The 20,292-nt window shown below is 65.6% G+C and carries 17 protein-coding genes; 9 read left to right on the top strand and 8 right to left on the bottom strand.

Translation table 11 applies throughout. The features are described from left to right. The first annotated feature begins 3 nt into the window (after positions 1-3). Positions 4-1,422, top strand: coding sequence for an ATP-binding protein (locus tag HB634_RS14065; protein WP_213948997.1), 1,419 nt, complete (start codon positions 4-6; stop codon positions 1,420-1,422). A gap of 328 nt (positions 1,423-1,750) precedes the next feature. Then, entirely contained in the window at positions 1,751-4,441 is a 2,691-nt protein-coding gene (lanKC, locus tag HB634_RS14060) for a class III lanthionine synthetase LanKC (protein ID WP_213948996.1), read from the top strand. Here the strand turns inward: lanKC and HB634_RS14055 are convergent. From HB634_RS14055 to HB634_RS14035, 5 genes are read right to left on the bottom strand one after another with little or no spacing between them, the layout of a single operon-like run. Beyond that, a complete protein-coding gene (locus HB634_RS14055; protein ID WP_213948995.1) occupies positions 4,411-6,708 on the bottom strand; it encodes a TonB-dependent receptor in 2,298 nt (765 codons plus the stop codon). The genes lanKC and HB634_RS14055 overlap by 31 nt on opposite strands. Positions 6,709-6,754: 46 nt before the next feature. Further along, positions 6,755-7,138 (bottom strand): DUF2946 domain-containing protein, encoded by a 384-nt coding sequence (locus tag HB634_RS14050; protein WP_213948994.1) that lies wholly within the window; start codon positions 7,136-7,138, stop codon positions 6,755-6,757. A gap of 48 nt (positions 7,139-7,186) precedes the next feature. Continuing rightward, positions 7,187-8,821, bottom strand: coding sequence for an MFS transporter (locus tag HB634_RS14045; protein WP_213948993.1), 1,635 nt, complete (start codon positions 8,819-8,821; stop codon positions 7,187-7,189). Continuing rightward, entirely contained in the window at positions 8,818-10,245 is a 1,428-nt protein-coding gene (locus tag HB634_RS14040) for an efflux transporter outer membrane subunit (RefSeq protein ID WP_213948992.1), read from the bottom strand. The genes HB634_RS14045 and HB634_RS14040 overlap by 4 nt, the downstream gene beginning before the upstream one ends. Beyond that, positions 10,242-11,237 (bottom strand): HlyD family secretion protein, encoded by a 996-nt coding sequence (locus HB634_RS14035; protein ID WP_213948991.1) that lies wholly within the window; start codon positions 11,235-11,237, stop codon positions 10,242-10,244. The genes HB634_RS14040 and HB634_RS14035 overlap by 4 nt, the downstream gene beginning before the upstream one ends. A gap of 155 nt (positions 11,238-11,392) precedes the next feature. Between HB634_RS14035 and glgX the strand changes: the two genes are divergently transcribed. The 7 genes from glgX (at position 11,393) to HB634_RS14000 (ending at position 18,345) form a co-directional block, all read left to right on the top strand. After that, the gene (glgX, locus tag HB634_RS14030; RefSeq protein WP_213948990.1) at positions 11,393-13,495 is read left to right on the top strand and encodes a glycogen debranching protein GlgX; all 2,103 of its coding nucleotides are present in this window, start codon (positions 11,393-11,395) and stop codon (positions 13,493-13,495) included. 76 nt (positions 13,496-13,571) lie between these two features. Beyond that, complete coding sequence (gene modA / locus HB634_RS14025; protein ID WP_213948989.1) at positions 13,572-14,318, top strand: molybdate ABC transporter substrate-binding protein; 747 nt, start codon at positions 13,572-13,574, stop codon at positions 14,316-14,318. A gap of 6 nt (positions 14,319-14,324) precedes the next feature. Next, complete coding sequence (modB, locus tag HB634_RS14020) at positions 14,325-14,999, top strand: molybdate ABC transporter permease subunit (RefSeq protein ID WP_213948988.1); 675 nt, start codon at positions 14,325-14,327, stop codon at positions 14,997-14,999. Then, complete coding sequence (locus HB634_RS14015) at positions 14,996-15,667, top strand: ATP-binding cassette domain-containing protein (RefSeq protein ID WP_063573652.1); 672 nt, start codon at positions 14,996-14,998, stop codon at positions 15,665-15,667. Before modB ends, HB634_RS14015 begins: the two co-directional genes overlap by 4 nt. A 45-nt stretch (positions 15,668-15,712) precedes the next feature. After that, on the top strand, positions 15,713-16,657 hold the full coding sequence (locus HB634_RS14010) for a YbhN family protein (protein ID WP_213948987.1): 945 nt from the start codon (positions 15,713-15,715) through the stop codon (positions 16,655-16,657). Beyond that, on the top strand, positions 16,654-17,799 hold the full coding sequence (locus tag HB634_RS14005; protein WP_213948986.1) for a serine hydrolase: 1,146 nt from the start codon (positions 16,654-16,656) through the stop codon (positions 17,797-17,799). Before HB634_RS14010 ends, HB634_RS14005 begins: the two co-directional genes overlap by 4 nt. A 69-nt stretch (positions 17,800-17,868) precedes the next feature. After that, positions 17,869-18,345 carry a T6SS immunity protein Tdi1 domain-containing protein gene (locus HB634_RS14000; RefSeq protein WP_063573661.1) on the top strand — a complete coding sequence of 159 codons (477 nt, stop codon included), beginning with the start codon at positions 17,869-17,871 and terminating at the stop codon, positions 18,343-18,345. A gap of 6 nt (positions 18,346-18,351) precedes the next feature. Here the strand turns inward: HB634_RS14000 and HB634_RS13995 are convergent, their stop codons facing one another. The 3 genes from HB634_RS13995 to HB634_RS13985 form a co-directional block, all read right to left on the bottom strand. Next, positions 18,352-18,651 (bottom strand): type II toxin-antitoxin system RelE/ParE family toxin, encoded by a 300-nt coding sequence (locus HB634_RS13995; RefSeq protein ID WP_213948985.1) that lies wholly within the window; start codon positions 18,649-18,651, stop codon positions 18,352-18,354. Beyond that, entirely contained in the window at positions 18,651-18,923 is a 273-nt protein-coding gene (locus HB634_RS13990) for a YlcI/YnfO family protein (RefSeq protein WP_213948984.1), read from the bottom strand. The genes HB634_RS13995 and HB634_RS13990 overlap by 1 nt, the downstream gene beginning before the upstream one ends. Before the next feature lie 100 nt (positions 18,924-19,023). Further along, entirely contained in the window at positions 19,024-20,286 is a 1,263-nt protein-coding gene (locus HB634_RS13985) for an RNA polymerase sigma factor (RefSeq protein WP_213948983.1), read from the bottom strand. Positions 20,287-20,292: the final 6 nt, after the last annotated feature.

Genomic DNA, 20,292 nt, shown 5'->3' with positions numbered 1-20,292 from the left:
GACATGGCCCCGGCTCGTCCCCCGCGCCCTGCCAAGGCGGTGCGCGATCGCTCCACGGTACTGCGCATCGAGGCGACACTCTGGGTCGGGGTCCTCCTGACACCGCTCATCGTGAGCGGCGCGCTGCTTGCCACCCTCGATGGACTCTCCGGGGCCTTGCGGGCCGTTCTGTTTGGCACCGGACTTCTGCTGAGTGTCCTCGTCGGCTGGATACGTGGCAATCGCCTGGTTGCCACGTTGGGGACGGTCTTCGACCTGCTGCTCGCCGTACGTGAAGGCGACTACAGCATGCGCGGAAGGGTTCGTCCCGGCCGCGATCCCCTGCAAGGCATGATTGCGGACGTGAACGTGCTGACCGACGACCTGCGCGCGGGGAGGCGCAAGCGTACTGAGGCTTCCCGCTTCCTGGGCAAGACCCTGGTTGCACTGCATAGCGCGGTTTTCGTCGTCGACGACAAGACTCGCGTGACGTTTATCAACCCGGCCGCCAGGCGGCTGATTGGTGGCGAGCGCGCGTCTATCGTTGGACATGACACGGACTCACTCGGCTTGTCCGTCCCGCTTGGGGCTGCTGACGGAGCCATTCTCACCCACCGGTTTCCTGCGGCCAACGGTCGCTGGGCGGTGCGCCGGGCGGTCTGGTACAGCGAGGGAACGGAGCACACGATGGTGATGCTTCACGACTTGAGTGCCGCATTGAGTGAGGAGGAGCGACGCGCGTGGCAGCGACTGATTCGCGTGCTCAGTCACGAGCTGAACAACTCACTCGCCCCGATCGGCTCTCTGGCGGGCAGTCTCTCAACCCTGCTCGACGCGGGCGATCGCGCAACAACCGTTGACGAGCTCCGCCTCGGTCTCGAAGTGATCGGCCGGCGCGCCCACTCCCTGACACGCTTCCTCGCCGGCTATGGCCGCCTGGCGCGTCTGCCTCCCCTGCAACGTCGCCCCTTCCGCCTCGACGTCGCGTTGCTGCGCTTCGCACGGCTCGAACAGCGGAAGATCATCGACGTCCATGGCGCTTCGGCGGTGACCATCGACGGTGACGAAGACCAGCTGGGCCAGGCTTTCATCAACCTCATGCGAAACGCGGTCGAGGCCACGCTGGCGACGGGCGGCGGCGTTCGCGTCGACTGGCGCATCGAAGAGGACTACGCGCGTGTGACGATCGAGGATGAGGGCAGCGGGCTGCCCGCCAGCGACGGTCTCTTCGTGCCTTTCTTCACCACGAAGCCCGAGGGGTCGGGCATCGGCCTCACGCTGACGCGCCTGATCGTCGAAGCGCACGGTGGAACAGTCGACCTCGCCGCGCGCAGCGATGCGAAGGGCGTCGTGGCCACCGTGCGGCTGCCGTTGTGTCCGGCTGCGGACCGCGCTGTCCGGTTCCGGACAGCGAAGGCACTCAAAAGCGGTCACGCCCGATAGAAATCCATCGAATGCGCAGGTTCATCCCCTGAACGATCGCCCCGGGCACTGGCTGGGGCACTGAACGCACCCTAGATTCGGCTCGAACACATCGCGGAACTAAAGGAATAGTCATGCCACACGTACTCGATCTGCAGAACCTCGCAACCCATCCTGGTTGGGATCACAACGAGGGTGGCGAGGGTGTGACGTCGTGCAGCGACACTCATTGCTCCATCTACCAAATGGACGGCTTCGCGGAGTAACACGGGCAAGCGAAGGCACGCGGGACGGCGTCCGGGCCGCCCCGCGTGCCGGGTTGCATCCGAACAGGGAGGATTGGCTCGCTATGGAACGACGCGCCCAGTTGTTGCAGTACACCGCGGTCGATCGCGAGTTTTTCGAACCTTATGCACGTCGCGCTGTGCAGGAGGCCGACTTCATCTCCCCGGCCAGGCGCGTGCTTCCCGCGCACTGGTCGATCCAGCGGTCGGGTATATGGGTGCACTGTCGGCCCGCGAACGCCGTGCTGCCGACACAAGGTTGGAAGATCCACATCTCCTCGATCGCTTCTACCGCACACATCGTGCTGTCCGTCGCCACGGCGGTTCTCGCCGAGTCCGGTACCGCATTCAAGTTCGCCGCGGATCAGGGCATGCTCGCCGCTATCAACGGCAAACGCTGGCCGCGAAGTGGATCGGGCAAGTTCATTACGGTGTACCCGCGCAATGTGGACGACTTCCGTCAGGTCATGGCCAATCTTCATGCGGCGCTGTCGGGGTATATCGGGCCGTACGTCCTTACCGATCGCCGCTACGATGACTCGCGCGTACTCCACTACCGCTATGGCGGCATCGTCTCGGATTTTCGTGTGTCGCCGGGCGGGCGCCACGAATGGTTGCTGCGGCGCCCCGATGACGCCGTGGAACCCGATGATCGCCTGCCGCGGTTTCGACTTTCCGACTGGCTACGCGACCCCTTTGGCACCGCCGCTCCCACCGAGCCGGCGCCTTCTGTCCTGCTGGGAGGTGGCCGCTACCGGGTGCACGAGGCCCTGGCATTTTCCTCCGCGGGTGGGGTTTACCTCGCCGACGATTTGCACGAAGGGCGTCGCGTCGTCATCAAGGAGGCCCGCCCGTATGTCGGCTATGGCGAAACAGCCAAGGACAACCTACGCAAGGAGTTCCGCCTGCTTCGACGCCTGGCGTCCCTCGGCATCGCGCCGCAGCCGATCGCATGCTTCGAGGAAGGCGAACATGGTTTCCTGGTCGAGGAGTACCTGCGAGGGCCTACGCTTCGATCCTGGCTGGGCAAGCGCTACCCCTGGCTGAAAACACGGGCTACCAGGGACGACGTGGCCGGTTTCCTCACCGATGTCGTCGCGGTATTCGGTCGCCTCGCCGATGCGATCCAGCGGGTCCACGCGGTCGGCGTGTCACTGGGTGACCTCTCATTCCATAACATCATCGTGGATGCCACGGGCGAGATACGGCTGATCGATCTGGAGGCGGCCGTTGAGCACGGGCTCGACGCGCCCATGCCTTTTCGGACACCGGGGTTCGCCTCGGGCGATCCGCTACCCAAGGATCACGAGGCGGCGGTGAGCGAAGATCGCTATGCCTTCGGCGCGAACCTGTTGGCAGCCATGATTCCCGTGAACGCGATGCTGCCCCTGGACCGGAGCGTCGCGCTGCGCTTCGCCCGCCGGCTGAGCGCAGACATGGGATACCCCGACGCGCTGGCCGAAGCGATTGGCCAGTTACTGGATACGAGACCAACGGCACGGCCGTCACCGACGACAGTGATGACCGCCTTACGGGCCAGCCTTGCATGCGTGGAGGCGGGTACCGCACCGGTGCCCCATCGCAATCGTCTTACTCCGCCCTTGGCGGAGCATGCAGATAAGCTGTTCGGCTACGTCACGGCGCAGGCGGTGCACGCAAGACCGGATCGATTCGTGCCCGCTGCCCCCGATGTCTTCGAGACTCACCCCTGGGGTGTCGCCCATGGTGCCGCCGGCATCCTGCATGCCTATCTACGCGGTGCGCGTGTGCCGCCGGACGGGCTGCGCGACTATCTGCTTTCCGGCGTCGATGAGCCCCGGCAGCGTGGCGTGAGCCTGATGTCTGGGGACGCCGGTATCGCATGGGTCCTCTTCGAGGCCGGTGACGCCGAACGTGCGGTGGCGCTGCTGCGCCCGGACTCGCTCGAGGGCGGTATCCGGGAATGCCCCGGGCTGTACGAGGGCATCGCCGGTTGGGGGTTTGCCCGTATCAAGGCATGGCACGAAACAGCGGATGGCGGCTTTCTCACAGCAGCCGCGCGAGCAGGTGACGAACTTTTGTCCGCCGCGATCACCGAGGACGACGAAACGCTGCGCTGGCCCGATGGCGATCAGCAACCGATCGGCCTCGCGCATGGTGCGGCGGGAATCGCCTTGTTCCTTCTCCACCTGCACGTAGCCACCGGTGAACCACGTTTCCTCCGGGGCGCAACGGCCGGCCTCGCCTACGACCTCGCGCAGCGGCGCAGCAATGCGGATGGTGCCTGGACATGGCCGATGTCCCGGGGGCCCTTCCCTTCAGTGCCCTACCTGAGGAGGGGAACGGCTGGAGTCACGGCCGTGGTTGCCCGTTTTCTAGCGTTCACAGGTGAGGCGCACTACCGGGATGTATTGCTCGCCAGCGAGGAAGACTTGCTACGCAGCCACGCGATCAGCCCGGGCCTTTTTGAGGGGCTCGCTGGTATCGGCGAGACGCTTCTGGACCTTGCGCACTTCATGCCCGAACGCGCTTCGATCTATCGCGAAGGCGCCCTTCGCGTGGCGCACGGCATCGAGCCCTTCCTCATCCAGCGCGAGGAGGGGCTCGCCGTGCCTGGTACCGAATTGCTGCGCATCAGTTGCGACCTGGCCACGGGCGGCGTGGGCGTCGGTTCGTTCTTCGACCGACTGCGGCGCGATGCACCGGCGGCCTTCATGCTCGACGAACACCTGCCGACACCGATACGTCAGAGCCGGAACTTGGCCTCCACCAGGTAGCTCCGCGACGGGTACGGGTAATACACGTAATAGCGGCGGTTGGTGAGGTTGTCGACGCCCGCGCCGAGTTCCACGTGGTCACTGACTTTCCACGTCAGCTTGGCATCGAATGTAAGGAAGGCGCTGGCACCGCCGAACGTGTCCGGGTCGATGTCGCTGTGATCGAGGGTGTTGTACTGGCGCCCGGAATAGCGCCCGGCGAGAGTCATGGCGACATGCTCGCTGGCGTGATACGTGCCGATCACGTTCGCCCGCCAGCGCGGAATGCGATAGAACTGCTTGCCTTCGGACGCGGGATTACGCGCATTGGTCACCGTCGTCGCCTGCGTATATGCCGCGTTGGCACTGAGGTCGAACATCGGCCACCAGACGCCGGTGCCGTCGTAGCTCGCCTCGGCGCCGCGTGTGCGTACGAGGCCGACGTTCTGCACGCTGGTGACATTCGGGAATACCGTGGTGTCGGTCTGGCTGAACAGAGTATTGCGCGTATCGCTGCGGTAAATCGTGAAGCGGGCCACACCGTTGGGCTGGTACCACTCCGTGGAAAATTCACGCGAGAGGTCGTTCTCGGGCTTCAGGTTGGGATCGTTGTTGATCAGCGCGATGCCGTTGAACGTGCCCTGGAACAACTCGTTCACCGTGGGGAAGCGATAGGCCCGTGCGCCGGACAGGCGAAGGGTTACCGTGTCACTGGCGTCGTACGCCAGCGAGGCCTTGGGCGAGGTATGTGATTCCTTTCGCTCTGGGTAGCCGACCGTGGCCGTCGACGTCGAGCGCGATCCGTCGAACGCACGCCACTGTTCGTAGCGCGCGCCCACGGTAAGCCGCCAGCGGTCGATCAGCTGCCACGCGTCTTGCAGATAGACCGCCTGCGTTTGCGTGCTGCCGCCGTTAGCGCTCGTCAGGGCACCCGCGTCACCGTTGCGCCAATTGGCAAGGTTGTACGTGGCGTTGTCCAGCGCATAGCCATCAAAGTGATAGCCGAAGCTCACCGAATGTGTGTTGGCCTCGAGGCTGTCGGGCGTATGACTGGCGCGCAGGTCGAGCGTGCGCCAGCGGCTGCCGTCGCCAGCGGTGAGCAGCCCCGCGCCATTGTCGGTCACCGCATTGGCGACGCGGTCGCGGTTCCGGTCCATGTCGAAGTAAGACGCGTCGCCTTCGACGTTCCATCCGCTGTCACGATGGGTTCCCAGTGACACGCCGTACAGATAATTCCGGCTCTGCCGTGTGCTCGGGGCAAAGAAGTTGGCGGGCACGGTGTACTGCTGCCCGCCTATCGTCACCGGTCCGGACAACACGGGCTGGCCGTTCGCATCGCGCAGGAAGGACGCCGTGCGGTGCGACAGGTCCTGCTTCCAATAGCCCGCGGTGACCGCCGCGGTGAGTTCGGGCGTGATGTCATAGGTCAGGCGCGCGTGCGCTTCGTCCTGGCTACTCGCCTCCTGACCCTCGCTATTGATCCCGAGTACCTCTCGCGGCAGGCCGTTGGCGCCCGTGTCGCCGATGGCCCCGGTGACCGGATTGCGCGTGCCCGGCACGGTAGATCGATTCTGCGTGGCGTAGACCAGTGGCTGGCCGTTGGCCTGAAGATGCGACACCCCGATCAGGAAGGCAAAGCGACCATCGCGGTCGCCGAGGGTCGCCGTCTGCCGGCTGCCGCCGTAGTCGCGATCGACACCGTACGTGTGTACGTGCTGGGTGAATGCCTGCACATCCCCCGTGACCTCGAGCTTCTCCGGCATGCGCGTGGTCATCAGCACGGTCGCGCCGATGGCGTTGCCCGGGTAAAGCGCGGAGTAAGCGCCGTAGATCACATCGACGCGCGAGAGGTTCTCGGGGAAGGCCATCGACCATCGCGGCGGATTTGCCCAGTTGTTGCCTAGCAGGTTGGAAAGTAGCAGGCCATCGAGGTAGACCAGCCCGCGCGCACTCTGCTGGTTGCTGGTGCCGCGCACGGAGAAGGTGGCATTTTCGTCGCCGGTGAAGCGCTTGCGGATGCCGAAGGAAGGCAGGTACTTCAGCGCATCCTCGGCGTTGATCACGTTGAGATGGTCCAGCTGTTCGGCGGTGATCGTCTCGACGGCGGCGGGTAGGTCGGGATCCACCGGCGCGCCATGGCTGGCGGCTGAGACACGCACTTCACGCAGGGTGGTCGCGTGTTGCGGGTCATCGGGGCCGTCGGCGGCGTGGACAGGCAGGCAGGCCGCGCCAAGGGCGCAGGCGACGGCACGCGCAAGGGCGCGTCCATCCGTGGGGAACAGGGTCATGGCGATAAGTCCGTGGGTCGGTGGCGTACGGCGGGATCGGGTGCGATCAGGCGTGCGCGGCGACCGGCGGACCTCGTGGCGGTGCGTGCAGGATGGCCACCGGCACGTGCGCGCGTGTGGCCGGAAGGGCGGCGGCAACGTAGCCGGGCGACGGGAGGACATGGCCGATGTGGAAAGCGGTACCCAGCGCGGGCATCTGTGCGAACAGCGTGCAGTAGCCGCACGCCGCGCCGTCACCGGGAGCATCCATGTCATGGCCGGTCGTGGCGCCATGGTGGTCGGACGGCGAGGTTTCACACCACGCCCCGAGGTCCGGGAACACGAAGGCCGCCGATACGGTCCGCGAGACCGACGGCGCCAGCACGGTGAGCCAGACGGCGACCAGCGCCATCCATCCCAACCAGCGGTTTCGTGCCAGACCACGACGCACGTCGGCGTCCCCTATGTTTCAACCCTGGACGTGGGTCCAGGGATGATGTCACGAAGTGGAGTGAACGGGATGCGACACGGTGTCACGTTCTTCAGGGGGTAGCGGCGGCACAGCGGCGGGAGTGACCAGGACGGGGGGCTCGCGCAGGCACATCACCAGTACGACGGCCAACGTGCCGACCACGGCGGCGAGAAGAAATCCATCGAGTATCGACAAGGTGTAAGCCTGACCACGGACGGCACCGAGCAGGAGGCCCGCGCCGCGGGCTTCAGGTGCGCCGGTACCTTGGGTCGATGAACCAAAAATCTGCGTGTAAGCAAGGAGACGTTCGTTCGTCATCGGCTCGCCGGCGACGACGTGCTGGCCGATGAGGTTGGAGTGCAACTGTTCGGCCTTCCGCGTGAAGGTCACCAGCACGGAGGTTCCCAGTTGTCCGCCGAACAGGCGGGCCGTCTGGATGATCGCCCCGAAGGTGATGCCATCCGCCGGCCCGACATGGTGGCCGAAGAAGTAGATGACCGCCGTCAGTTCCAGCGTCTCCCCGATCGCTTGCAGCAGGAGGGCAAGACTGAAGTTCGATTCTGTCCATTCGGAGGTAATGCCCGTGGCCAGAAGAAAACCCGTGGCGGCGATGGCGAAACCCGTGCCGATCGCAAAGCGTGCATCCACGCGGTTGAGCAGCCACGCGACGGTCGGCGCGATGATCAACTGAGGCAGCGCCACCCATAAGGCCGCATTCCCCACTTCTTCCGGACGCAGGCCGCGCACCTGGATCAGGTAATTCGCGACCAGCGTGTTGCTGGCGGTGACCATGAAGCGTGTTGCCAGGACCAGCACGATCAGCAGGAACACATTGCGCCGCATGAGCAACCGGAAGTCCACGCTGGGTGTATCGAGTGTCGATTCATGGAGAAGAAACAGACCCATGCATATGACGCCCAGCGCGAGCAGGGTGACGATCAGCGTGGAGGAGAACCAGTCGAGGCGATCGCCCTGGTCGAGCGCAACGAAGATAAACGTGAATCCTGCCGCACCCGTGAGCATGCCGCGAAAGTCGCCGTTTCGCAGGTAGTCGCGATCGATGGGCAGTCGTCGTAACCCGAACCAATAGAGTAGGAAAAGAGGCACGGCCACGACGGTGTTCTGCCAGAAAATCCAATCCCAGGTCACGTGTTCCACGTACCAGCCTTCGAGCGTCGAGGCCAGGTTGAGGCCGAGCACGATGTTCATCGCGTACGCAGCCAGGCCCCATGGCCAGAGTCTCTTCGGTAGCGCGGTGAGGATGAAAGCGGCGGTCAGCGGAATGAACGTGCCGGACCCGAGCCCCGCCAGGCACTGGAGCACGAGCAGCGCGCGCAGATCCGGTGCGAACGGAACGAGGAACAACGCCACACCGTAGACGACGCAGCCGACCAGGAGCACGCGGCGCGGCGTGAATGCGCGGCCGAGGAAGATCGACAGCGGTCCGATCATCATCTGCGAGGCGGTGAACGCGGTGGGAATCCATGCCCCTTCGTCGAAGCCGGCACTGACGGCGCCGCGCACGTCGGCGAGACCGATCGACGTGAGTCGCGACGTCAGCGTGGTTGCCAGCGCACCGACCAGCACGGCGACGATACCCAGCCAGGGAAGGTTGGCGGGCGGCGCGGGCGCCGTTGTGGCTACGGGAGTGACCGTGTTCATGGCAACGTCGGCGTCGTGCTGCCGGGTTGTCTTGGCACCGTGTCGCCCTCTTTCCATCCACCGCCGAGGGCTTTGATCAGCGAGACCGCGGCAAGCAGCCGTTGCTGGTCGTTCTGGATGACGGCGCGCTGGCTCCCCAGAGCCTGGCGCTCGGAATCGACCACTTCGAAGTAGCCGGCGAGGCCGCGGTCATAGCGCGAGCGCGAGAGTTTTGCCGCCGCTGTCGACGCGTCGACTGTCGCATCCAATGCGCTGCCACGCTCGCGTAGCCATGTGGTGTCTGCAAGGGCGTCCTGCACTTCCCGGAAAGCCGTGATGCCGGTCTGGCGCCATTTTGCTTCCGCACCGCGATACGCCGCTTCAGCCGCTTCCAGGCGCGAGCGATTGCGCCCCCCCTCGAAGATCGGCAGATGCACCGACGGGCCGATCGACCAGATCTGGCTTTCGTTATCGGTGAGGTCGCCCAGGCGTGGACTGGCGAACCCCCCCGATGCGGTGAGGCTCACGGTAGGAAAGAACGCGGCCCTCGCCACGCCGATGCGCGCGCTGGCCGCTGCCAGGGCGCGCTCGTCGCTGGCGACATCGGGGCGGCGCTCGAGCAGCGTCGAGGGAAGACCGGCGGGCACATCGGGCACGTGGGGCGTCCACGGCACCGGCGCCACGCTGAAGTCCGCGGCGTTACGCGCTTCGAGAACTGCCAGGGCGTGTTCGAGATTGTCACGGCGACGGCGAGCATCGGACAGGTCGGCGCGTGTCTGGCTGAGTTCGGCACGCGCACGCAACACGTCCAGGTCGCTGACCACACCCGCCCGGGCGCGTCGGTCGGCAAGGCTGAGCTCGTCCTCGCGCAGGCCGACGGTGCGCGAAAGCACGTCGATCTCCCGATCGCTACTACGCAGGGAAAGATAGGTCGACACGGTAGACGCCGCGAGGCTCAAGCGAACCTGCGCGATCGCGTCGGCACTCCCTTGTAGGTCAGCCCCGGCAGCTTCCACGCTCCGTCGCACGCGTCCCCACAGATCCACTTCGTAAGCGACATCGACCGGCGCCTCCCACACTGTGGTCTCGAGAACGGGAAACCGGTTGGCGATCGTCCCGGAGGTCCGGGCGCGCGAGTAGGCAGGATCGAAGCTCACATCGGGAAATTCATCCGCGCGGGCGACACCGAGCAGGGCGCGGCTTTGGTCGAAGCGTGCCAGGGCGCTGGCCAGATCCTGGTTGGCGGCAAGCGTCGCCGCCACATGCCGATTCAGTTCGTCGTCGCCAAACAGGTTCCACCAGGCGTCCGGCAGTGGCGCGCTCACGGAGGGCGCCTGCTTCCAGGCCGCGGGCACCGGGGTCTCCGGACGCTGGTAGTCGGGGCCCACGACGCAACCGCCAAGGCCGGCGACACACAGCGCCAGCACAAGTGCCCGGGAGGTCATAGGCCGGTTCCGCCTTCCGGTACGCGTATTTTCACGATGGTCGACAAACCGGGCGCCAGCCGCTCCCGATAGCGACGCAGGTCGTCGTCGGAGAAGAGGATTTTCACCGGAACACGCTGGACCACCTTGGTGAAGTTGCCGGTGGCGTTATCCGGCGGCAGGAGCGCGAACTGCGAGCCCGACGCTGGCGAGAGGCTGTCCACGCGACCGATGAAGGTAAGGTCGGGAAGGGCGTCGATGGTCATCCTGGCCTCGGTGCCCCGTTTCATGCCGTGAAGCTGGGTCTCCTTGAAGTTGGCCACCACCCAGACCTGATCGGAGACAATCGACAGCAGGGTCTGCCCGGCATTGACCCGCGCGCCCACCTCGACCGAGCGCCGGCCCACGTAGCCGCTGACCGGGGCGAGCACCTTGGTGTAGCCGTAGGCCAGGTTGGCGTCGTGTAGCGAGGCCTCCGCGGTGGCGACCTGTGCCCGCGCCGATTCACTTGCCGCCGTTGCGGCGACCTTGCGCGCCTCCGCGCTCGCCTTGTTTGCCCGCGCGGAGTCGGACGCCGCTTTGGCCGCGTCGTATTCCTGCCGGGATACGCCCCGGGGCGTTTCGTTGACCAGTTCGCTGGCACGCTTCAGGTCGAGGACGGTCTTCTCCACGCTGGCCTGGGCGGCCACGATCGAGGCGTTGGCCTCGACGATCTGGGCGTCGGCGCTGGCCACCTGGCCCTTGGCCCGGTCGATCTCGGCACGCGCCTGTTCCACCCGGACGTCGAAGTCGCGGGTGTCCAGTTCCAGCAGCACCTCGCCGGCCTTCACGTGTTGGTTGTCGTCCACATGCAGGCTCACGACGGTCCCGGTGACCCGCGGCGCGATGGGGTGGAGACGCCCGGTGACATAGGCATCCGTCGTGGTTTCGGTCCGGTCGAGCCAGAAGAAAATGACGATGACGAGCGTGCCGACCACCAGCAGGCCCCCGATGATCCGTAACGCGTGTTTCATTCCCGCCATTCCTCCATGGGCACGGCGCCACGCTGCCACCGCCCCGGTCAACTTGCTTGGCGAATCCTGCGGGTGCGGACACGATCCGTGTGAGTCCTCACGTTTTCCTTTCGCCCCGATGGCCATGCTACGGGGCCGCTTACGAGGTCGCCGCCATGCCTGATGCCCGATACGATGCCGCCTCGCCGGTGCGCGAAGGTTCCCCCTTTCCGCGCGGCGCCACGTGGGACGGCAAGGGCACGAACTTCTCGCTGTTCACCGCTCATGGCACCCGTGTGGAAGTGTGCTTCTACGACGAGGGCGGCAACGAGACCGGGCGGATCGATCTGCCTGAATACACCGACGAGGTCTGGCACGGCTACGTCCCGGGCGTCGGGCCAGGCCAGCTGTATGGCTACCGTGTCCACGGTCCTTACGAGCCGGAAAACGGTCACCGCTTCAACCCCAATAAGCTCCTGCTCGATCCCTACGCTAAGCAGATCGTCGGCGACCTGACCTGGGCCGACGAACTCTACGGCTACACGGTCGGCCACGCCGACGGCGACCTGAGTTTCGATGAGCGCGACAGCGCGCCGTTCATGCCCAAGGCGATGGTGATCGACCCGTCGTACAAGTGGGTGGAGCACGGCAAGCCGTCGGTGCCGTGGACCCGCACGGCCATCTACGAAGCGCACGTGCGTGGATTCACCATGCGCCACCCCGATGTCCCCGAGCACCTGCGCGGTACCTTCGCCGGCATGGCCACGCCGGAAGTCATCGACTACATCCGCGGCTTGGGCGTGACCTCCGTCGAGCTTCTCCCCGTTCATGCCTATCTCGACGACCACTACCTGCAGGAAAAGGACCTGCGCAACTATTGGGGCTACAACAGCATCGGCTTCTTCGCGCTGAAGACGCGCTATATGTCCGGTGGCGATCCCCGCGAATTCAAGGACATGGTTGCCGCGTTCCATCGCGCCGGTCTCGAGGTGATCCTCGACGTGGTTTACAACCACACGGCCGAAGGCAACGAGATGGGTCCGACGCTCTCCTTCAAGGGCATCGACAACGCCAGCTATTACCGCCTCGCGGAAGACAAGCGGTACTACATCAACGACACCGGCACCGGTAACACGGTGAACCTCAGCAACGCGCGCGTCCTGCAGCTGGTGAACGACTCGCTGCGCTACTGGGCCACCGAAATGAATGTCGACGGCTTTCGTTTCGATCTGGCCACGATCCTTGGCCGCGAACCCTATGGTTTCGACGAGAACGGTGGCTTCCTCGACTCCTGCACGCAGGATCCGGTGCTCAACCAGGTAAAGCTGATTGCCGAGCCGTGGGATTGCGGTCCCGGGGGCTATCAGGTTGGCGAGTTCCCACCGGGCTGGGTGGAGTGGAACGACAAGTTTCGTGACACCGTGCGCGCTTTCTGGAAGGGTGAGGGCGGCAAGCTGGCAGAGTTCGCACGCCGCTTCACGGGCTCGGCGGACCTCTTCGACAAGCGTGGCCGCCGCCCGTACGCGTCGCTCAACTTCATCACCGCGCACGATGGCTTCACCCTGCGCGACCTGGTCAGCTACAACGAGAAGCACAACGAGGCGAACGGCGAAAACAACCAGGACGGCTCCAGCAACAATCATTCGTTCAACCACGGTGCCGAAGGCAACACGAAGGACGCCGGCATCCGCGCCATGCGCCAGCGGCAATCGCGCAACCTCCTGGCTACGTTGTTCCTCGCCCAGGGCACGCCGATGCTGCTGGCCGGCGATGAGCGCGGCAACACGCAGCAGGGCAACAACAACGCCTACTGCCAGGACAACGAGATCAGCTGGATCGACTGGAGCGACGACCCGACCCAGGGTGGGCTCGCCACGGCGGTGCGCGAGCTGGTCGCTCTGCGCGACCGCTTCCCGATTCTGCGTCGGGGACGCTTCCTCGACGGTCGCTATGACGACGTGGCCGAGGTGCGCGATATCGTCTGGCTGAACCCCGGTGGTGGCGAGATGCAGCCGGCGCATTGGGATGATCCGCGTGCGCGCTCCATCGGCATCCTGCTCGATGGCCGCAGCCAGGCGTCCGGCGTCAGGGAGCGCGGCAGCGACCAGACCGTGCTGATCCTGATCAACGCATTCGACGGCGGCGTGGAGTTCACCCTGCCCGAGGGCGCCTGGACGGTGGCCTTTTCCACCGATCTCGATCTGGCGACTGACACACAGGCGGAGGATGGCAAGCTGATCGCGCCACCGCGCAGCTTCGTGGTGCTTGCGGCCGGATAGGACCTCACGTGTCGTCGTTGACCCTGCGCGGCGTGCGTCCCTATATTGCGGAACCCGCCGCCAAGGACCGACTCCCATGCGCCTTCGTCCGCTCGTTGCGCTTATTTTCCTGGTCGGTTCCGGCAGCGCCGCGGCGGCCGACCTCGTCGTCTCCGCCGCCTCCAGCCTGACCGACGCCTTCCAGGCCGTCGGCAAGGCGTATGAGGCGAAACATCCGGGGACCCACGTCGTGCTCAATTTCGCGGCCTCCGATGTCCTGCTTCGCCAGATCGCCAGCGGCGCGCCGGCCGATGTCTTTGCCTCCGCGGACGAGACCGCCATGGACAAGGCCGTGGCCGCCAAGGCGGTCGACCCGGCCAGCCGCCAGGATTTCGCCAGCAATCGCCTGGTCCTGATCGTGCCGAAGGGAGGCAAGCTGAGGGTGACCTCGCCGGTCGACCTCAAGGCGGACACCGTGAAGCGGGTGGCCTATGGGGATCCCGCCTCGGTACCCGTGGGCCGCTACACCAAGGCGGCGCTCGAGCAGCAGGGCCTGTGGGATGTCATCTCGGCCAAGGGTGTGCTGGCGCAGAACGTTCGCCAGAGCCTCGACTATGTCGCCCGCGGTGAGGTCGATGCCGGATTCGTGTTCGCCACCGACGCGACCATCATGAAGGACAAGGTCGAGGTCGCCGCCACGGTGCCGACACCCAAGCCGATCACCTACCCGATCGCCGTGGTCGTCGACTCCAAACAGGCGAAGGAAGCCGCTTCGTTCGAAGCCTTCGTCCAGTCGCCCGAAGGGCGCGGCATTCTCGCCGGGTTCGGCTTCCAGGCGCCCTGACGCCTCGTGGGCGCGATCTGGGTACCGCTCGCGCTCTCGCTCAAGGTCGCGCTGTGGGCGACCGCCATCAACCTCGTGCTCGGCGTCGCGGTGGCCTTCGGGCTGTCGCGGTGGCGATCGCGTGCGCGCGAGGTCGTCGATTCGATCCTGACCCTGCCTCTTGTCCTGCCGCCGACGGTGCTCGGCTATTACCTGCTCGTGCTGCTGGGCCGGCGCGGCGTCTTCGGCGCCTGGCTGGACCGGCTCGGCATCGAACTGGTGTTTACCTGGCAAGGAGCGGTGATCGCCTCGACCCTGGTCGCCTTTCCGCTCGTGCAGAAGGCGGCTCGAGCGGCGTTCGAGGCCGTGGACCCGCAACTGGAAAGCGCTGCGCGCGTACTCGGGCTGCGCGAGGCAGCCGTGTTCTTCCGCGTCTCGTTGCCCCTCGCGGCTCGGGGCATCACGGCCGGTGCCTTGCTGGCGTTCGCCCGGGCGCTCGGTGAATTCGGTGCCACGCTGATGATCGCCGGCAACCTGCCGGGCCGCACCCAGACCCTGTCGGTGGCGATCTACGCCGCGGTGCAATCGGGCGACGACACCACGGCGGGCCTGATGGTCGCCGTGACCTCGGCGACCTGCGTCATCGCCTTGCTGCTTGCCGGCTGGCTGGCGCCAGATCACCTGCGGCGGTCGCGGCCGTGAGCGTCGATATCGCGGTATGCAAGACGCTGCGCTCGGACGATCGTCACTTCGAGCTCGAGGTGGCGATCGTCTCGCAACACCGACGCGTCGTGCTGTTCGGTCCGTCGGGTTCCGGCAAGAGCCTGACCCTCCGCGCCGTGGCTGGCCTGCTCACGCCGGATTCGGGTCACGTACGCATCGACGGCCGCGTTCTCTACGACTCGGTTGCCCGGGTCGACCTGCCCACCCGGATGCGCGGTGTGGCCTACGTGTACCAGGATTACGCGCTGTTCCCCCACCTCACTGTGGCCCAGAACATCGGGTTCGGACTGGACCGCGGTTGGCTGAACCCGCGACGCCGCCAGCGCGACGAGCGCGTTCATCACTGGATCGACAGCTTCGAACTCGGAAATGTCGCCGACAGCTACCCATCGCGCATCTCGGGTGGACAGCGGCAGCGTGTCGCCCTGGCGCGAGCTCTCGCGACCGAGCCACGCATCGTCGTGCTCGACGAGCCCTTCGCGGCGCTCGATCCCGCGTTACGTGGCCGCATGCGCGCCGAACTGCTGGCCCTTCAGGCACGCCTCGATCTCCAGCTGATGGTGATTACCCATGACCCCGCCGATGTCGACGCCCTCGACGGCCACACGTTCGAAATCCGCGACGGCCGGGTGGTGCACGTGGGATGATGCCCGCCTTTCGTGAGTGACTACCCGGCGAGACAGGCGACCGCAGTGACGGCAGGGCACGACAAACAGGGCGGCAGGGTCTTCGTGACACGCGCCATCAAGTACCTGCTCACCGCCGCCATCGTTGCTGGCGCGATCTTCCTGCTGCATCGCTATATCGCGCGGATGGCCTGGAACGACGTGCTTGCCGCCATCGAACGTATCCCACGTTGGCACGTCGGTGGCTCGATCCTGGCGACCCTGGTCAGCTGGGCCTGCCTGACGGCCTATGACGTGTTTGCCGTCGAGACCGTGGTTCCCGGCAAGGTGTCGATGCGGATGAAGATCTTCTCCGGCGTGACCACGCATGCCGTCTGTAATGCGCTCGGCTTTCATGCGATTACCGGCACTGCATTGCGCTATCGCATGCTTTCCACCCAGGGTGTCGGTGCACCCGATGTCGCACGTGTGGTCGGCCTGGTCGGCTTTGCGGTGGGTTTGGGATTCGCTGCCGTCACCGCCATCGCCATGATGCTGGAGCCGGCCATCGCCCATGGCTGGGGTCGGTGGCTCGGGCTGGCGTTGATCATCCTCTTTGTTCTCCTGCTTCGCTGGCTGGCCGGCAAGCACGACGAACTGAAGATCTGGAAATTCACCACACCCGTGCCCTCGGTCCGTTCGGCCGGCGCGCAGATCGTCATCGGCGTGGTCGAAATGGTTGCCGCGATCACCGCGATGTACCTGTTGCTGCCGACCGACATCGCGGGAAACTTCCTCGACTTCGCGCCGATCTACGTCGGCGCCATCCTGGCCGGCATCGTCAGCAACACGCCCGGCGGTATTGGCGCCTTCGAGGCGATCACGCTTGCCGCCTTTCCGCAGGAGCAACGCGCGCAGGTGCTCGCCGCGTTGCTGGCCTACCGCGCGATCTATGGCCTGGGGCCCTTCGTGCTGGCGTCGCTCGCGCTTGGCGCCTATGAAGTGCGCCGGCGCACCAGGAAGGCCGCATGAAGTGCGTGCGTTGGGTCAGCCTCGCCGCTGCGGCCCTGCTGGCCGCGTGCGCCACGCCACACGCCCGTCGTACCGACGTGCTGTTCTGGAATCAACCGCAGCGTGAAGCGGCCTTCCGCGCGATGGAGACGCACTACGCCAGCAACGTCGTACGTCATGGCATCGCACACCCACTCCCTGCGGGCCTACCCATCCAGCCCCACTTCGTCGAGGGCGATACGCTCGACACTTACATGGCGGCACATCACGTCGCCGGCATCATGGTCCTGCAGGACGGCCGCGTGCGCCTGGAACGCTACGGCCTCGGCGCCACACCGGAAACCCGCTGGACCTCATTCTCCGTGGCCAAGTCGTTCACCTCGACCCTGGTGGGCGCGGCGTTACGCGATGGATCCCTTCACAGCCTCGACGACAAGGTCACCCGCTACATCCCCGAACTCGCCGCCGGCGCGTACCGCGACGTAACCGTGCGGCAGTTGCTGACGATGACCTCGGGGGTTCGCTGGAACGAGGATTACGTCGATCCCAGATCCGATGTCGCCATGATGTACGAAGGCGCGCGCCAACCCGGCGTGCCACTGCTCGTGTCCTACATGGCTGGGCTCCCTCGTGAATTCGCACCGGGTGAGCGCTGGGTCTACAAGACCGGCGAGACCGACCTGATCGGCATCCTCGTCACCCGCGCCACCGGCAAGACACTGGCCGCGTATCTCTCCGAGAAGATCTGGAAGCCATACGGCATGGCCTCGGATGCGCTCTGGCTGAAGGACGAGGTCGACGGTACCGAAGCGGGTGGCTCGGGCGTATCGGCAACGCTGGCGGACTACGCCCGCCTTGGGCAGTTCCTGCTCGACGGAGGGATCGCCGCCGGAAAGCCCGTGGTGGCGGAAGGCTGGATAGCCGACGCGACCCACAAGCACGCCGATTTCGGCGTACCCGGTCGCGGTTACGGCTATCAGTGGTGGACGTACGACAACGGCGCCTTCGCGGGTATCGGTATCTTCGGGCAGCTGCTCTATGTCGATCCCGCCCGCCATCTGGTGATCGCGCAGTTGGCCGCATGGCCGGTGGCCACGAACGATGAACAGGCCAGGGCGCGCACCGCCTTCGTCGACGCCGTCATCGCCGGTCTCGACCGCTGAAAGTACGCCTCCGGGGGAATGGGCTTAAAATCCCCGGACCCTCCCCCGATACGTACGAAGGCCAGCCCCATGGCGCTTACCTGGAACGACCTCATCTGCACGCCGGACAAGGAAGCGATCGACGCGCTCGCCGACTCCTGGAACTGGCTCATCGGTGACGCCTTCACGCCGCTGCTGTTCACGGCACTCGGCGACATGTTCTTCGAAGCCGACGCCGGCGGCATCTTCTGGCTGAACACAGGCACCGCTGAGGTCGAGCGCGTGGCCGACAACGTGCCCGAGTTCAACAACCTGCTTCGCGAAGAAGCTGCGGACGACTGGCTCCTTCCGGGACTCATCGAAGCCCTGCTCGAAGCAGGTAAGACCCGCGCGGAAGGCGAGTGCTACAGCTATGTCACGCTGCCGATCTTCGTGGAAGGCGAGTACACGGTCGAGAACCTGAATCCGGTCCCGGCGAAAGAACACTTCGAGCTCACCGGTTCCATCCTGCAACAGCTTGATGACCTGCCCGACGGCGCCAATGTCGATATCGAGGTCAAGCACTGAGACTCGTCAGTAGAGGAAATCATCCTCCCGCTGGTGACGAAGCGCGACGATGGTGACCCGGTTGCCGGTGATGTCGAAGAGTGCGACGTAACCCGTCGCACCGAACGATACGACGAGTTCACGCAGAAAGGGGTTGTCGGGCGAGGCCTTGCGGCACGTGAAAGGAAATGATTCGAGCAACGCAGAGGCGCGGACAATCGCATCGAGCGCTCGGTCGGCCAACGTCGCGTCGAGCTCGTCGATGAAGTCCATGAGCCGACGAAGGTCCGTTAGCGCGGCATCGGTGTAACGGACCTCGTAGCTCATTATTTGCCTTTCGCTTTTCGGGACCGGGCCAATCGCTCGGCGATCTCCTTATGTACATCGGCGGCGGCGTGATAGACGCCTGTGCGTGCCGCTTCGTCTCGTGAGGCAATGCCGCGAGCGATAAATTCGCTCTGCATCCTGCGGCGATCGATGGCTTCGGACATGGCAGTTTCAACAAACGACGAAAGGGTTTCGTCATTGCGAAGCACGCTCTCGGCCTGTTCGCGGAATGCCGGCTCTACGCGGATGGATGGGATGGTGGCGGACTTCATGGCGCCTCTCCTGCATTGCATTTGCGATGCAGCATAGCGTCTGCCGGCGGGCACTGCCAGCCCGGCCAGCTTCGGGCGTTCAGGTGCCGCTACATCCCACTTATTCGACGCATGCAGCCGCGCGCGCTTCCAGCAAAGTGCGCTCACGGTCGTTACGCGTCATGGCGGCGGCACGCAGGAATGCCTCGCGTGCCGCTGCGTAGCGACCGAGTCGAAACAGCAGGTCGCCCTGAACGCTGGGCAGGAGGTGGTAGTCCTTCATCGAAGGTTCGTCCACCAGTGTTTCGACGATATCCAGCGCGACCTCGGGTCCTTCGGCCATCGATACCGCCACGGCCCGGTTGAGTTCGACAACGGGCGAGGGCACGACCTCGACGAGTGCCGCGTAGAGCGCCGCAATGCGCGCCCAGTCGGTGTCCTCAGCGCGTGCCGCTCGCGCGTGACAGGCGGTGATAGCGGCCTGCAGGGCGTAGGGCCCCTTCGCGCCGCCAAGGCGCTCCGCCCGTTCAAGCGCCTTCAGTCCGAGGCCGATCAGCAAGCGATCCCAGCGACCGCGGTCCTGTTCCAGCAAGAGGATCGGTTCGCCGTCGGGACGCGTCCGTGCGCCGGCACGCGACGCGTGGATTTCCATCAGGGCGACCAGTCCGTGTACTTCGGCTTCGGCCGGCATCAGGCCGGCAAGGATGCGGCCCAGTCGCTGTGCCTCGGCGCACAGCGCCGGACGCATCCAGTCGCCGCCCGTCGTCGCCGCATAGCCTTCGTTGAATACGAGATAGACCACGCGAAGCACCGAGGCGAGGCGCTCCTTCAGCTCGTCCCCTCGGGGAACTTCGTAAGTCACCGATGCGTCGGCAAGGCTGCGCTTCGCGCGAACGATGCGCTGCGCGACGGTCGCTTCGGGAACCAGGAAGGCGCGTGCGATCTCGTCCGTGGTCAGGCCACCGAGCAGGCGCAGGGTGAGAGCGACCTGGGCCTCGATGGAGAGCACGGGATGGCAGGCCGTGAAGATCAGCCGCAGCATGTCATCGCCGATATCGTCGTCCAGGGCGTCGATCAGCGCGTCATCGGCCGATTCGAGCATGCCTTCCATGTCCTTGCCCAGGGCTTCCAGCTTGCGTCCGGCCATGCGTTCACGGCGAATGCGATCGATCGCGCGATGCTTTGCCGTCTGGGTCAGCCACGCACCCGGATTGTCGGGTACGCCGGCGGTGGGCCACTGCTCGAGGGCCACGACCAGGGCATCCTGGGCCAGTTCCTCGGCCAGCCCGACATCGCGAACCATCCGTGCGATGGTCGCGATCAATCGTGGCGATTCGATCTTCCAGATCGCGTCGATCGCGCGGTGAGCATCGCGGAGGGTCATGACGAC

Source organism: Luteibacter sp. dw_328 (genome assembly GCF_018449605.1).
GTDB lineage: Bacteria > Pseudomonadota > Gammaproteobacteria > Xanthomonadales > Rhodanobacteraceae > Luteibacter.
This window is presented reverse-complemented; position numbering and strand designations above follow the sequence as displayed.